We start from the raw sequence: 14,054 nt of genomic DNA on the forward strand, positions 1-14,054 counted from the left end.
GGGGGCGGAACGTCACCCGGTCAACTGAACCTTGGTACTGCGCGACTTGTCCGCGGCCAGCCGGAACGCCTCTGCCGCCTGCGCCAGCGGTAGCTGCGCGGACAGCAGCGGGCGCACGTCGAGCCGCCGGCTGGTCAGGTATTGCACGGCCCAGTCGAACTCGCGGCCGAAGCGGAACGCGCCCACGTAGTCGAGTTCGCGCGCCATGATGTTGTTGGCGGGGAAGTGCAGCCCCTCGGCCGGCAGCGTGCCGACCTGGACGATGCGCCCGCCGCGCCGCGTGGCGGCCAGGCAGGTGTCCAGCGCCGCCGGGCTGCCGGCCGCTTCCAGGCTGACATCGGCAATGTCCTGCCACGCGCTGGCTGGCGCCTCGGTGGTCAGGATCGCCTCGTCGGCACCCACGGACAGCGCCACGTCCAGCGGCCGCCGCGCGATGTCGCAGACGACGATCTTTGCCGCGCCGGCCAGCCGGGCCGCCATCACGGCCAGGCTGCCGATGGTGCCGCCGCCCGTGACCAGCACGGTCTTGCCCAGCAGGTCGCCCGCGCGGTGCACGCCGTGCAGCGCCACCGACAGCGGCTCGGCAAACGCGAGCTCGCCCAGCGAGATATCGGCGGTCACCGGCGTCAGTTGTGCCTCGTGCATCAGAAAGTGCTGCCGGAACATGCCCTGCACGTGCGGATACACGCTGGCGCTGCCCAGGAATCGCATCTGGCGGCAGAGGTTGTCGCGGCCGGCGCGGCAGTAGTCGCACTGGCCGCACGCGTGCGACGGGTTGATCGCCACCTTCATGCCCGGCGCCAGGCGCGTGACGGCGCTGCCCACGGCCTCGACGATGCCGGACGCCTCGTGGCCCGGCGTCAGCGGCTCGCGGATCACGAACGCGCCGACCTTGCCGTGGAAGTAGTAGTGCAGGTCCGACCCGCAGATGCCGGCGGCGCCCAGCCGCACCAGCACCTCGTGCGGGCCCGGCGCGGCCGGTTCGACGTCGGAGAAGCGCAGGTCCTCGCTGGCGTGGATATGGCAGGTCAGGGACATCACGACTCCTCCGTCGACAGTCTCGCGTCCTTGGCGTGGCCCGGCCACGCCGCGTAGAAGCGGCTGTGCGACCGCTCCAGGTGCTCGCACATCGCGCTGCGGGCCTGGTCGGGGGCGCCCAGCGCGATGGCGTCGATCACGGCGCGGTGCTCGGCAATGGCGGCGGCCCAGCTCTCCGCGTTCTCGAAGTGGTTGCCGAACTGCGCGAACAGCGGGTTGTGGCGCTCGTCGAACAGCTCGGCCACCAGCCGCAGCAGCACGGCGTTCTCGGCCACCTCGGCAATGCGCAGGTGGAACATCCGGTCGCCGCGCACGGGAATGTTGCCGCCGCCGGCTTCTTCCTCCATCAGCGCGACCGATTCGGCCAGCGCGTCCAGCAGCGGCGGGGTGCAGTGGCGCGCGGCGCCGGCCGCCAGTTCGCCCTCGATGATCTGCCGGGCGCGAATCACGTCCAGCGGCGGGGCGGCCACCACGCCGGCCGGCCGGCCCGCGTCGGCGGCGCAGGCATAGATGCCCGATCCCATCCGCACCTCGACCAGTCCTTCCACTTCCAGCGCAATCAGCGCCTCGCGCACCGACGGGCGCGACACGCCAAGCTGCACCGCCAGATCGCGCTCGGGCGGCAGCCGCGAACCGACGGGAAACTCGCCCGACTCGATCAGCCGGCGCAACTGGTCGGCAATCTGGCGGTAAAGGCGACGCGGTTCGATCTGCTGAAGCGGCATGGGGATTCCCGGCAGAGCAGCGGACAAATGGTCAAGCGGTCAGACCAATTTCTAGGAGACTTCGGGCCCCCCTTCAAGGAAAAGTTGTGGCGCGCCGCAGCATGGCCGTCACTTCAATTTACGCAGGCCGTGCCGCCCAAAACTACCGGCCGGGCCATTCGGCGGCAGGATTGTCCATGCCGGCCGCTACCGGGCGGCGGTCGCTATGTCGTTGAAAACGTTGAGGAATTTTCGATGAAACGCGCGTGCGGCGGCTGCCGTGCTTATGCGGGCCCCGCATTTGCTACTAAGCTTGGTTGGGACTGTCCGGTTCGCGGGCAGTCTGACGTGTTCCATCTGTGAGGAGATCACGATGAAAACGAAGACGTTAATACCCGCCGTCCTGGTCGCCGCCGGCATGCTCGCCGTGCCGTTCGCACAGGCCCAGCAACAGCAACAGGTGCCCGGTCAGACGCAACCCGCCGGTCCCCGGCCGATGCCCTCTCCCGGCCAGGCTGGCGCCATGCCGCCTACCGCCACGCCGATGCCACCCGCCACGGGCGGCCGCCAGCCGAGCGGGATGTCGCAGGGGCAAGGTATGTCACAGGGACAGGGCATGTCCCAAGGCCAGGGCATGCAGGGGCAGGGTCAGGGCATGCAGGGGCAGGGCCAGGGCATGTCCCAGCCAGGCAGCCGCCCGTCGGGCGCAATGTCGTCCAGCCCTTCCATGGGCTCGCAGCCGATGGGCGCCCAGTCGCCGTACGCGCCCAAGAAGTGGAGCAAGGGGGACAAGCTGCCCGCCGAATTCCGTGACCGCCAGTACGTGATCGATAAGTACAAGGACTACAACCTGCCGGCCCCGCGCAAGGGCCACCACTGGGTCGGCGTCGGCGCCGACTACTACCAGGTATCGTCCAACGGGACGATCTACTCGGTGGGGCCGGGAGGAAGCTGATCCCCCGGTGGATGGGCAAGACAAAACGCGCCGGAGATCCGGCGCGTTTTTTACTGGTCAGTCCGGCAGTGCATCATAAGTCACCAGGAACACCTGGTCGTCGCCGGCGCTGACCGACAGCCAGACGATGTCCAGGTCCGGGAACGCCGCTTCCACGTTGGCGCGTTCGTTGCCGATTTCGACGACCAGCACGCCGCCCTGGTTCAGGCGCTTGCGGGCGCCCGCGACGATCCGGCGCACGATGTCCATGCCATCGTCGCCGCCGGCCAGCGCCAGGCGCGGCTCGGCCAGGTACTCGGCCGGCAGTTCGCGCATCGACTGTTCGTTGACGTAGGGCGGGTTGGTCAGGATCACGTCGTAGGTGGCCCCCGACGGCAGCGGCGCGTAGAGGTCGCCCTCGTACAGCGCGATGCGGTCTTCCATCTTGTAGTCGGCCACGTTGCGGCGGGCCACGGCCAGCGCGTCGGGCGAGATGTCCACCGCGTCGATGCGGGCGGCGGGCCAGACGTGGGCCGCGATGATCGGCAGGCAGCCCGAGCCGGTGCAGAGCTCCAGCACCGGGCCGATCTGCGCCGTATCGCCCAGCCACGGCTCCAGGCCGTCCTGCAGCAGTTCGCCGATGAAGCTGCGCGGCACGATCACGCGCGAATCCACGTAGAAGCGCAGGCCGTGCATGAACGCCTCGTGCGTGATGTACGCGGCGGGCACGCGCTCGGTCACGCGGCGGTCGATGACCTTGAGCACCGCGTCCACTTCCTCGGGCAGCAGGCGGGCGTCCAGGAACGGCTCCAGCGTGTCCAGCGGCAGGTTCAACGTGTGCAGCACCAGGTAGGCGGCTTCGTCGTAGGCGTTGGCGCTGCCGTGCCCGAACGACAGCCGGGCGGCCGTGAAGCGGGAGACGGCCAGGCGCAGCAGGTCGCGGACGGTCTGGAGAGGGGAGGTATTGGCCATGTGCGGACCCCGGAAATCAGGCGATCAGGCGTTCGAGCACGCCACGGTAGACATTCTTGAGCGGTTCGATGAAGCGCACTTCCACGTGTTCGTCGATCTTGTGGATGCTGGCGTTCGGTGGGCCGAATTCGATGACCTGCGGGCAGATCCGGGCGATGAAGCGGCCGTCGGACGTGCCGCCGGTGGTCGACAGCTCGGTGGTCACGCCCGTCTCGGCGGCGATGGCGGCCGACAGCGCCTCCGACAGCTCGCCGCGCGGCGTCAGGAACGGCTCGCCGCCGAGCGTCCAGTCCAGCGTGTAGTTGAGCCCGTGCTGGTCCAGGATCGCGTGGACGCGCTGCTTCAGGCCGTCCGGCGTGCTGGCCGTCGAGAAGCGGAAGTTGAAATCGATCGTCACATGGCCCGGAATCACGTTCGTGGCGCCGGTGCCGGCGTGGATGTTCGACATCTGCCAGGTTGTCGGCGGGAAGTACTCGTTGCCGGCGTCCCACGTCTGGGCCACCAGCGCGGTCAGCGCCGGCGCGGCCAGGTGGATCGGGTTGCGCGCCAGGTGCGGGTAGGCGATATGGCCCTGCACGCCCTTGACCGTCAGCTTGCCCGACAGCGACCCGCGGCGGCCGTTCTTGACCATGTCGCCCAGCGTGTCGACCGAGGTCGGCTCGCCGACCACGCAGTAGTCCAGCCGCTCGCCGCGCGCGGCCAGGGCCTCCACGACCTTGACCGTGCCGTCGTGCGCCGGGCCTTCCTCGTCGCTCGTGATCAGGAACGCGATGGAGCCGGCGTGGTCCGGATGGGCGGCGACGAATTCCTCGCAGGCCACCACGAAGCCGGCGATCGACGTCTTCATGTCGGCCGCGCCGCGCCCGTAGAGCTTGCCGTCGCGGTGGGTGGGCTCGAACGGGTCCGACGACCACTGCTCCAGTGGGCCGGTGGGCACCACGTCGGTATGGCCGGCAAAGGCCAGCAGCTTGCCCGCCGTGCCCTGCGTGCCGCGCCGCACCGCCCAGAGGTTGGTCACGCGGAAGGTGTCAGGGCCGCTGACGATGTTCTCGCAGGTAAAGCCAAGCGCGCGCAGGCGTGCTTCGAGCACGGCCTGGCAGCCTTCGTCGGCAGGGGTGACCGAGCGGCGGCGCATCAGGTCTTCGGTCAGGGCAAGGGTCGGATTCATGGGGCAGGTGGAGCGGAAAACGTCAGAACAGCGAGGCGTAGGTGTCGGCGGAAAAACCGACGCTGACCTGGCCATCGCGGTCGAGGACCGGGCGCTTGATCAGCGACGGGCTGGCCTGCATCAGGGCCACGGCGCCAGCTTCGCTCTCCGCGCGGGCCTTGTCCGCATCGGACAGCGCGCGGTAGGTGGTGCCTTTCTTGTTCAGCAGCACGGCCAGCGGCACGTGCTTGAGCCAGGCGTTGAGCATGGCGGCGTCGACGCCCTGTTTCTTGAAATCGTGGAACGTGTAGGCGACGCCGTTCGTGTCCAGCCACGTGCGGGCTTTCTTGACGGTGTCGCAGTTGGGAATGCCGTAGAGCAGGACGGTCATGGTGCCGGGTGCGGAGTGGGGTAGCGGGAAAAGCCGCGGGATGGGCTGGCGCGGTCAGCGGAACAGCAGGTTGATCGCGATGACCAGCCCGCCCAGGCCGAATGCCACGCCGGCCATGGCCACGGCGGTCATCAGGCGCAGCCGGCGGTCCAGCCGGCCAGCCTCCTTGCGCAGCGCCTCGATCGTGATGGCGTGCTGCTCGGCCAGCATCTTGACCGCCTCGGCCTGCTGCACGGCCGCGGCCTCCAGTTCCGCGATGCGCGCGGCCGGGTCGCGCGGCTCGGCGCTGTCGGCGGGCGCGGCATCGTCCTTGCGCTTGCCTTTCTTGAGCTTCTCGATGGTCTTGTTGGCCTGTTCGAGGATGGTGGGCAGCAGGGAGAGCACGGTACTGACGGTAGCGGGGTCGAGGGCCATGAGTCGCTTGCGGAGGGATGGCATCGGCGGGGTGTCCGGCCGCCGGGGCGGGCCCGGCGGCAGGCGCGACGGATCAGTCGCGCAGCAGGTCGTTCAGGCTGGTCTTGGCGCGGGTCTGCGCGTCCACCTTCTTGACGATCACGGCGCAGTACAGGCTGTACTTGCCGTCCTTCGACGGCAGGTTGCCGGCCACCACGACCGACCCGGCCGGCACGCGGCCGTAGTGGATCTCGCCGGTCTCGCGGTCGTAGATCTTGGTCGACTGGCCCAGGTACACGCCCATCGAGATGACCGAGTTCTCTTCCACGATCACGCCTTCCACCACTTCCGAACGGGCACCGATGAAGCAGTTGTCCTCGATGATGACCGGGTTGGCCTGCAGCGGCTCCAGCACGCCGCCGATGCCCACGCCGCCCGACAGGTGAACGTTCTTGCCGATCTGCGCGCACGAGCCCACGGTGGCCCAGGTGTCGACCATCGTGCCTTCGTCCACGTAGGCGCCGATGTTCGTGTACGACGGCATCAGCACGGCGTTCTTGGCAATGTACGAGCCACGGCGGGCCACGGCCGGCGGCACCACGCGGAAGCCGGCGCGGGCAAAGTCTTCCTGGCTCCAGTTGGCGAACTTGGTGGGCACCTTGTCGTAGAACTGGGCAAAGCCGCCGGCGCTCATCGGCGCGTTGTCTTCCAGGCGGAACGACAGCAGCACGGCCTTCTTGACCCACTGGTTGACGATCCATTCCTTGCCTTGCTTCTCGGCCACGCGCAGCGAGCCGTTGTCGAGCTGCGAAATCACGTTGGCCACGGCTTCGCGGATATCGTTCGGCGCGGACTTCGGGCTCAGGCTGGTGCGGTCTTCCCAGGCCTGGTCGATCAGGGCTTGCAGAGCTTGCGTCATGATGGTGTTCTCGGTAGTGATTGTGTTCAGGGGAAGGCGCCGGAAGCTTTGCGCCCCGGCGCCAGGGCATTCGATCGGTGAAGCAGGAAAAAGCGTGCGCGGCGCGTCAGCCCAGCGACTTGCAGAATTCGACGATCCGGCGCGCGCCCTCCAGGCATTCGTCGGGCGTGGCCACCAGGGCCATGCGCACGCGGTTGCGGCCGGGGTTCACGCCGTGGGCATCGCGCGCCAGGTAGCTGCCGGGCAACACGGCCACGTTCTGTTCGGCCAGCAGGCGCACCGCGAATTCGGTATCGGTCAGGCCCGTGCGCGAGACATCGGCCCAGAGGTAGAACGCCGCGTCGGGCAGGGCCACGTCCAGCACCTCGGCCAGCAGCGGCGTGACCTCGGCGAACTTGCGCACGTAGGCGGCGCGGTTGTCGCGCACGTGCGACTCGTCACGCCACGCGGCCACGCTGGCGGCCTGCACGGCCGGGTTCAGCGCCGCGCCGTGGTAGGTGCGGTACAGCAGGAACTTGCGCAGGATGGCCGCGTCGCCGGCCACGAAGCCCGAGCGCAGGCCCGGCACGTTGGACCGCTTGGACAGGCTGGAGAACATCACCAGCCGCTCGAAGCCCCGGCCCAGCCTGTGGGCGGCTTCCAGCGCGCCCAGCGGCGGCGTGGCCTCGTCGAAATAGATCTCGGAATAGCACTCGTCCGACGCGATCACGAAGCCGTAGCGGTCGGACAGATCGAACAACTGCTTCCAGTCGTCCAGCGACAGCACGGCGCCCGTGGGGTTGCCCGGCGAGCAGACGTAGAGCAGCTGCACGCGGGGCCAGACGTCGGCGCCGATCTGGTCGAACGCGGGCGCGAAGTTGCGGGCCGGATCGCTGTTGGCGAAGACCGGCCGGGCGCCGGCCAGCAGGGCGGCGCCTTCGTAGATCTGGTAGAACGGGTTCGGGCACAGCACCAGCGGGTCGGGCTGGCTGGCGTCGATGACGGTCTGCGCGAACGCGAACAGCGCCTCGCGGGATCCGCTGACCGGCAGCACCTCGGTGGCGGCATCAACCTTCGGCAGCCCGTAGCGGCGTTCCAGCCAGCCGGCGATGGTCTCGCGCAGTTCGCTGGTGCCGGCGGTGGCCGGGTAGACGGCCAGCCCGGACAGCGACGCGGTCATCGCGTCCTTGATGAACTGCGGCGTGGGATGCTTGGGTTCGCCGATGCCGAAGCTGATGGCCGGCTTGTCGGCCGGTTTCACATCGGCCACCAGCCCGCGCAGTTTCTCGAAAGGATAGGTCTGGAGCAGGTCGAGGCGCGGATTCACGGTGGCAGGCGGGGCGGCGGTTGAAACGCAGCATTATAAAGGAATGCCGCGCGCCGCCACAGGCGCCGTGCCGGCCGTGCGGCGCCGGCGCCGCGGGCCTGTGGCGCGGCCTCAGTACAGCATCACGCGCGACACCATGGCGACGATCGGCCGCCTGACCAGGCTCTCCAGCCGCGCGTGCAGGTGCAGCGGCCGCAACAGCATCTTGACCGTCATCTCGATCGGCAGATGGCGCCGCACCACGGCGCTGCAGCGCGAGTTCAGCGCCCGGACTTCGCGCTCGGGCACGTCCTCGCGGCCCTGTTCCACACGCAGCACGTTGCGCAGCGCGATCTCGGTATCCTCGTTCTTGATTTCGAGCAGCCGGCGCGCCAGCGCCGACAGCACCTTGCCGCGCCCAAGCCGCTCGCGGTCGCTCAACTCGTTGAAATAGCGGAAGAAATGCTTGTAGTGACGCACCTCGTCGCTGGCGATGCGCCGGGAGAGGTCGCGCAGCACCGGCTCGTCGCTGGCCTGCTCCAGCGCCCGGTAGTAGGACGCCGTGCCGGTCTCCACCACGCAGCGGGCCGCCATTTCCAGCGCCAGGGTCGGCTCGAAGTTGTCGATCGAACAGGTGGCGCTGTACTCCTCGAAGAACCGGCGGTAGCCCAGTTCCCAGTCGAACTCGGGCCAGACGTGCTCGACGTAGCGGCGCAGGGCCAGGCCGTGCTGCAGTTCCTCGGCCTCCCAGTGGCGCGACAGCCATTCGGCGGCCTCGGGCACGGCGGCGTAGTAGCTGGCCAGGTTGCCGGCGTAGGTGTCGGACCCGCTCTCGACGAACGAGGCCCCGACGAGCAGGTAGAACAGGGTGCGGTTGTCGCGGACGCGTGCGACGTCGATGGCAGCGTAGTCGATGTCGGCAATCGACCAGGGCAGGTCGGCCGGCGCCTCGGCCGGCGGTGTTGCAGTCATGCTCGATCCTCCTGCGGCGGTGCGGCGGGGACAGCGCTTGCCAGAGGGGTCTCCGGCGTCACGCCAACCATTGCAAAGACTAGCACTAACCCTGATTAGTTTCAGTCCGGCCCGGCGGTGTGACGTTTTCATGAAACAACGAGCCGGTGTGGAAAACGCTTGCAGAATCGCGCGCAACCCTTGGAAAGTTATGGCTTTTCGGCGCGGGCGGAACGTCGCCGCGCGCCGGCTGCCACGGGCGATAAAGCGGCCGACCCATGGATTGGCGATGGTATGATTAGCGCCAATCTATCGGGCCTCGGGGGCAGTTTGCGGCGCGGGCGTCACGCCATGCCGTGTTCTCCGGCATGGGCCCGGCATTTCCCAATTCGTATCGCCCAAACCACACGACAACCGTGCGACTGTCCTCGATCAAGCTGGCGGGCTTCAAGTCCTTCGTCGATCCCACCAATTTTCAAGTGCCGGGCCAACTGGTCGGCATCGTAGGTCCCAACGGCTGCGGCAAGTCCAACATCATCGACGCGGTGCGCTGGGTGCTGGGTGAGTCACGTGCGTCGGAGCTGCGCGGCGAATCCATGCAGGACGTGATCTTCAACGGCTCCACGGCGCGCAAGCAGGCCGGCCGGGCCAGCGTGGAACTGGTCTTCGACAACGCCGAGGGCCGCGCCGCCGGGCAATGGAGCCAGTACGCCGAAGTGGCGGTCAAGCGCGTGCTGACGCGCGATGGCACCTCGTCCTACTACATCAACAACCAGCCGGTGCGCCGCAAGGACATCCAGGACATCTTCCTGGGCACCGGCCTGGGCCCGCGCGCCTACGCGATCATCGGGCAGGGCATGATCTCGCGGATCATCGAGGCCAAGCCCGACGACATGCGGATCTTTCTGGAAGAAGCGGCCGGCGTGTCGAAGTACAAGGAACGCCGCCGCGAGACCGAGAACCGGCTGTCGGACACCCGCGAGAACCTGACCCGCGTGGAAGACATCCTGCGCGAACTGGGCAACAACCTGGAAAAGCTGGAAGGCCAGGCCGAGGTGGCGCAGCGCTTCCGCCAGTTGCAGTCCGAAGGCGAGGAAAAGCAGCACCTGCTGTGGCTGCTGCGCAAGCGCGAGGCGCAGGCCGAGCAGGAGCGGCACGCCCGGGCCATCGAGCAGGCGCAGATCGACCTGGAAGCCCAGACCGCCCAGTTGCGCCACGTCGAGGCCGAGCTGGAGACGATGCGCGCGGCCCACTACGCGGCGTCGGACGGCATGCACGCCGCCCAGGGCGCGCTCTACGAAGCCAATGCCGAAGTCAGCAAGCTCGAAGCCGAGATCCGCTACGTGGTGGAATCGCGCAACCGGCTGCAGGCGCAGATCGCCGCCCTGACCGCCCAGCGCGAGCAGTGGCAGGGCAAGGCCGACCAGGCCAACGACGACATCGCGCAGGCCGAGGAAGACCTGGCGCTGGCCGAGGCCCGCACGCTCGAAGCCCAGGACACCGTGGCCCAGAAGAGCGAGGAACTGCCGACGCTGGAAGCGCAATGGCGTGATGCCCAGCAGAAGCTCAACGACCAACGCAGCGGCATCATGCAGGCCGAGCAGGCGCTGAAGCTCGAAGCGGCGCACCAGCGCAACGCCAACCAGATGCTGCAGCAGCTTGAGCAGCGCAAGGAACGCCTGAAGGGCGAGGAACAGGGGCTGGACCGGCCCGACGAGGTGCGTCTGGAAGAACTCCGGATGGACCTGGCCGAGCAGGAAGCCATGCAGGAGGAAGCGCAGGCCGCGCTGACCGAGGCCGAGGAAGCGCTGCCGCGCCTGGATGCCGAGCGCCGCGCCGCGCAGGAGCGCGTGACCAGCGAGGCCGCGGCCATCGCCTCGCTCGACGCCCGCCTGGCGGCCCTGCGCCAGTTGCAGGAAAGCGTGCAGGCCGACGGCAAGGTCCAGCCGTGGCTGGAGCGCCACGGGCTGGCCGAGCTGCCGCGCTTGTGGAAGAAGGTCCATATCGAGCCGGGCTGGGAAAACGCGCTGGAATCGGTGCTGCGCGAGAAGCTCGCGGCGCTGGAAGTGTCCGACCTGGACGGGATCAAGGGCTTCCTGTCCGATGCCCCGCCCGCCAAGCTGGCGTTCTACACGCCGCCGGCCGCCGCGCGGCCCGTCGAGGCCCCGGCCGGGCTGCGGCCGCTGATGTCGCTGGTGCAGATCACCGAGCCGGGCATCCGCGCCGTGATGCAGGAATGGCTGGCCGATGTCTACACGGCCACCGACCTGCCGCAGGCGCTGGCCGCCCGCCACACGCTGCCCGAAGGCGCCCAGTTCGTGGTGGCCGACGGCCATCAGGTGGGCCGCAACGGCATCCAGATCTACGCCGCCGATTCCGAGCAGGCCGGCATGCTGGCCCGCGAGCAGGAAATCGAGAACCTGCAGAAGCAGTCGCGCGCGCAACTGCTGCTGGCCGACGAGGCCAAGTCGCAGGCCGTGCGCGCCGAGACGGCCTACACGCACGCCAGCACCACGCTGATCGAGGCCCGCGCCCGCGCCGAGCAGGCCACGCGCCGCGTGCACGCGCTGCAGATGGACGTGCTCAAGCTGTCGCAGGCCATGGAGCGCTTCTCGGCCCGCAGCAACCAGATCCGCGAGGAACTGGCCGAGATCGACGCCCAGATCGACGAACAGCGCGCGATCCGCGCCGAATCCGAGGCGAGCTTCGAACAGCACGATACGCAGCTAGCCGAGCTGCAGGCGTCGCACGAGGACCAGCAGATGGCCTTCGACGCGCTGGATACCCGGCTCACGAACGCGCGCCAGCAGTTGCGCGACCTCGAACGCGCCGCCCAGGAGGCCGTGTTCGCCGAGCGCAACCTGTCCGGCCGCATCGACGAGCTGCGCCGCAACATCCAGATGGCCGCCGACCAGAGCGAGCGCGTGGCCGAATCGCTGGAAAACGCCCGCGCCGAGCTGGAAACGATCAACGAGCAGACCGCCAACACCGGCCTGCAGGAAGCGCTGGAAGTGCGCGCCGAGAAGGAACAGAAGCTGGCCGCCGCGCGCATCGAGTTGGACGCGCTGTCGGCCCAGCTACGCCAGTTCGACGAACAGCGGCTGGCCGCCGAGCGCAGCCTGCAGCCGCTGCGCGAGCGCATCACCGAATACCAGCTCAAGGAGCAGGCCGCGCGCCTGAACCAGGAGCAGTTCACCGAGCAACTGGCCACGGCCGAGGTGGACGAGGCCGCGCTGGCCCAGAAGCTGACCGGCGACCTGAAGCCGTCGTACCTGCAGGGCGAGGTGACGCGCCTGAACAACGCGATCAACGCGCTGGGCCCCGTCAACATGGCGGCGCTGGACGAACTGGCCGCCGCGCGCGAGCGCAAGACGTTCCTCGATGCCCAGTCGGCCGACCTGACCGACGCGATCAACACGCTGGAAGACGCCATCGCCAAGATCGACCAGGAAACCCGCGCGCTGCTGCAAGGCACGTTCGACCAGGTCAACCACCACTTCGGCGAGCTGTTCCCGTCGCTGTTCGGCGGCGGCCAGGCGCGGCTGATCATGACCGGCGAGGAAATCCTCGACGCCGGCGTGCAGGTGATGGCCCAGCCGCCCGGCAAGAAGAACTCGACGATCCACCTGCTCTCGGGTGGCGAGAAGGCGCTGACGGCCATCGCGCTGGTGTTTGCGATGTTCCAGCTCAACCCGGCGCCGTTCTGCCTGCTGGACGAGGTGGACGCCCCGCTGGACGACGCCAACACGGAGCGCTACGCCAACATGGTGGCGCGTATGTCGGACAAGACACAGTTCGTTTTTATTTCCCACAACAAGATTGCGATGGAGATGGCCCACCAGTTGATTGGCGTGACGATGCAGGAGCAGGGGGTCTCGCGGATCGTGGCGGTGGACATGGATGCAGCCGTATCGATGGCGGAGGCCGCTTAAGATGGAACTGCAGAACGCACTGATCATCGCGGGTGTTGTATTGCTCCTGTTGCTGGTGGCCTATAACCGCTGGCAGATCCACAAGGCGCGCCGCGTGCGGCCGCTGATGCCCGAGGACGACCTGCCGCCGATGCGCGAGCCGGTGGTGGGCAAGACCATCCAGCCGGAAACGGAAGCCAAACTGCGCGAGGCCCCGCCGCCCGAGCACGTCTCGCGCCGCGAGCCGACGCTGGGCGAGGCCGGCAAGGGCCTGCGCCATGACACGGACGCCGACGCCGCAGCCGTGGCGACGGCCTCGGCCGCCGCGCATGCCGCGGCAAGCACGGCCGATGCCGACGAGATCGTGACCGACGAAGTGGCCGTCGCCGCAGCCCCGGCTGCCCACGCTGGCGCCCACGCGGCGCCGGCCGACGCCCAGGCGGAGGCCGAAGCACTGGCGCCGGCCCATCGGGCCCCTCCGCCCCAATCCGCCGAACCCGTGAAAGCCGCCGAGGCGAAGCCTCGCCCGGCCGTCGAACCCGCCCCGCTGGACGGCCAGCCCGCGCCGGCGACGATCGACCCGCTGATCGACTGCATCGTGCCGATGCACCTGGAGCGCAAGGCGTCGGGCGACCGCATCCTGCCGCTGACCGGCCGGCTGCGCCGCGCCGGCACCAAGCAGGTCCACATCGAGGGCCTGCGCGTGGAATCGAACGCCTGGGAGCCGGTGACCGCCGGCCACCAGTACGAAGACCTGCAGGTGGCGGTGCAGCTTGCCAACCGCAGCGGCCCGCTCAACGCGCTGGAGTTCTCGGAATTCGTCAACGCCGTGGAGGCGCTGGCGGAGGCGCTGGACGCGTCGGCCGAACTGCCCGACATGACAGAAACCGTGGCCAACGCGCGCGAACTGGACGGGTTTGCCGCCAGCGCGGACGTGCAGCTTGGCGTGAACGTGATTTCCGATGGCGCGCCGTGGTCGGCCGCCTACGTGCAGACCGTGGCCACGCAGGACGGCCTGGTGCTGTCCCGCGACGGCACGCGCTTCATCCGCTATGAACCTGGCGCCGACGGCGTGCAGAAGCCGCTGTTCACGCTGCAGTTCGGCGACACGAACTTCCTGCGCGACGACCTGACGCTGAACGCGGGCCGCCAGATCACGCTGCTGCTGGACGTGCCGCAGGCCGCGCAGGCCATCAAGCCGTTCAAGACGGTCTGCGAGTACGGCTACAGCCTGGCCCAGCGGATGGGCGCGCAACTGGTGGACGACAACATGCGCCCGCTCAGCGAGGCGTCGTTCGTGGCCATCTTCACCCAGCTCGAAAAACTCTACGAAAAGCTGGAAGCGCGCGGCATGCCGGCCGGATCGCCGGTGGCCCAGCGGCTGTTCAGCGTCTGACGACAAGCCCCCT

Annotated in this window: 12 protein-coding genes; 3 read left to right on the top strand and 9 right to left on the bottom strand. The window is 68.8% G+C overall.

From position 1 onward, the window contains the following. Positions 1–12: 12 nt before the first annotated feature. Together EHF44_RS13065 and EHF44_RS13070 are read right to left on the bottom strand one after the other, a co-directional pair. Positions 13–1,038 carry an L-idonate 5-dehydrogenase gene (locus EHF44_RS13065; RefSeq protein WP_124684131.1) on the bottom strand — a complete coding sequence of 342 codons (1,026 nt, stop codon included), beginning with the start codon at positions 1,036–1,038 and terminating at the stop codon, positions 13–15. After that, the gene (locus EHF44_RS13070) at positions 1,038–1,763 is read right to left on the bottom strand and encodes a FadR/GntR family transcriptional regulator (RefSeq protein ID WP_124684132.1); all 726 of its coding nucleotides are present in this window, start codon (positions 1,761–1,763) and stop codon (positions 1,038–1,040) included. The genes EHF44_RS13065 and EHF44_RS13070 overlap by 1 nt, the downstream gene beginning before the upstream one ends. Before the next feature lie 352 nt (positions 1,764–2,115). Here EHF44_RS13070 and EHF44_RS28675 point away from each other — a divergent pair, with 352 nt between their 5' ends. Further along, positions 2,116–2,697 (top strand): RcnB family protein, encoded by a 582-nt coding sequence (locus EHF44_RS28675; RefSeq protein WP_253699830.1) that lies wholly within the window; start codon positions 2,116–2,118, stop codon positions 2,695–2,697. Between the two features lie 57 nt (positions 2,698–2,754). Here the strand turns inward: EHF44_RS28675 and prmB are convergent, their stop codons facing one another. From prmB to EHF44_RS13110, 7 genes are all read right to left on the bottom strand, one after another. After that, a complete protein-coding gene (gene prmB / locus EHF44_RS13080) occupies positions 2,755–3,648 on the bottom strand; it encodes a 50S ribosomal protein L3 N(5)-glutamine methyltransferase (RefSeq protein ID WP_124684133.1) in 894 nt (297 codons plus the stop codon). Between the two features lie 16 nt (positions 3,649–3,664). Then, the gene (gene dapE, locus EHF44_RS13085) at positions 3,665–4,816 is read right to left on the bottom strand and encodes a succinyl-diaminopimelate desuccinylase (RefSeq protein ID WP_124684134.1); all 1,152 of its coding nucleotides are present in this window, start codon (positions 4,814–4,816) and stop codon (positions 3,665–3,667) included. Positions 4,817–4,838: 22 nt separating this feature from the next. Further along, positions 4,839–5,186 carry an arsenate reductase gene (locus tag EHF44_RS13090; RefSeq protein ID WP_124684135.1) on the bottom strand — a complete coding sequence of 116 codons (348 nt, stop codon included), beginning with the start codon at positions 5,184–5,186 and terminating at the stop codon, positions 4,839–4,841. 54 nt (positions 5,187–5,240) lie between these two features. Further along, positions 5,241–5,600, bottom strand: a complete 360-nt coding sequence (locus tag EHF44_RS13095) for a hypothetical protein (RefSeq protein WP_253699832.1) — start codon at positions 5,598–5,600, stop codon at positions 5,241–5,243. A gap of 73 nt (positions 5,601–5,673) precedes the next feature. Beyond that, positions 5,674–6,498: a 2,3,4,5-tetrahydropyridine-2,6-dicarboxylate N-succinyltransferase gene (gene dapD / locus EHF44_RS13100; protein ID WP_124684137.1), complete on the bottom strand. Its 825-nt coding sequence runs from the start codon at positions 6,496–6,498 to the stop codon at positions 5,674–5,676. A gap of 106 nt (positions 6,499–6,604) precedes the next feature. Next, the gene (dapC, locus tag EHF44_RS13105) at positions 6,605–7,804 is read right to left on the bottom strand and encodes a succinyldiaminopimelate transaminase (RefSeq protein WP_124684138.1); all 1,200 of its coding nucleotides are present in this window, start codon (positions 7,802–7,804) and stop codon (positions 6,605–6,607) included. A 111-nt stretch (positions 7,805–7,915) separates the two neighbouring features. Next, on the bottom strand, positions 7,916–8,755 hold the full coding sequence (locus EHF44_RS13110; RefSeq protein WP_124684139.1) for a ferritin-like domain-containing protein: 840 nt from the start codon (positions 8,753–8,755) through the stop codon (positions 7,916–7,918). 395 nt (positions 8,756–9,150) lie between these two features. Between EHF44_RS13110 and smc the strand changes: the two genes are divergently transcribed. Both smc and EHF44_RS13120 read left to right on the top strand, forming a co-directional pair. Beyond that, positions 9,151–12,666 (top strand): chromosome segregation protein SMC, encoded by a 3,516-nt coding sequence (gene smc, locus EHF44_RS13115; RefSeq protein ID WP_124684140.1) that lies wholly within the window; start codon positions 9,151–9,153, stop codon positions 12,664–12,666. 1 nt (position 12,667) lies between these two features. Continuing rightward, the gene (locus tag EHF44_RS13120; protein ID WP_124684141.1) at positions 12,668–14,041 is read left to right on the top strand and encodes a cell division protein ZipA C-terminal FtsZ-binding domain-containing protein; all 1,374 of its coding nucleotides are present in this window, start codon (positions 12,668–12,670) and stop codon (positions 14,039–14,041) included. Positions 14,042–14,054: the final 13 nt, after the last annotated feature.

The sequence above is a fragment of the Cupriavidus pauculus genome, assembly GCF_003854935.1.
GTDB lineage: Bacteria > Pseudomonadota > Gammaproteobacteria > Burkholderiales > Burkholderiaceae > Cupriavidus > Cupriavidus pauculus_C.

Coding starts and splice junctions, on each gene's coding strand:
- EHF44_RS13120 (WP_124684141.1), top strand. CDS start 12,668: ATGGAACTGCAGAACGCACTGATCATCGCGGGTGTTGTATTGCTCCTG.
- dapE (WP_124684134.1), bottom strand. CDS start 4,816: ATGAATCCGACCCTTGCCCTGACCGAAGACCTGATGCGCCGCCGCTCG.
- EHF44_RS13065 (WP_124684131.1), bottom strand. CDS start 1,038: ATGTCCCTGACCTGCCATATCCACGCCAGCGAGGACCTGCGCTTCTCC.
- prmB (WP_124684133.1), bottom strand. CDS start 3,648: ATGGCCAATACCTCCCCTCTCCAGACCGTCCGCGACCTGCTGCGCCTG.
- EHF44_RS13090 (WP_124684135.1), bottom strand. CDS start 5,186: ATGACCGTCCTGCTCTACGGCATTCCCAACTGCGACACCGTCAAGAAA.
- EHF44_RS13095 (WP_253699832.1), bottom strand. CDS start 5,600: ATGGCCCTCGACCCCGCTACCGTCAGTACCGTGCTCTCCCTGCTGCCC.
- EHF44_RS28675 (WP_253699830.1), top strand. CDS start 2,116: ATGAAAACGAAGACGTTAATACCCGCCGTCCTGGTCGCCGCCGGCATG.
- EHF44_RS13070 (WP_124684132.1), bottom strand. CDS start 1,763: ATGCCGCTTCAGCAGATCGAACCGCGTCGCCTTTACCGCCAGATTGCC.
- dapD (WP_124684137.1), bottom strand. CDS start 6,498: ATGACGCAAGCTCTGCAAGCCCTGATCGACCAGGCCTGGGAAGACCGC.
- EHF44_RS13110 (WP_124684139.1), bottom strand. CDS start 8,755: ATGACTGCAACACCGCCGGCCGAGGCGCCGGCCGACCTGCCCTGGTCG.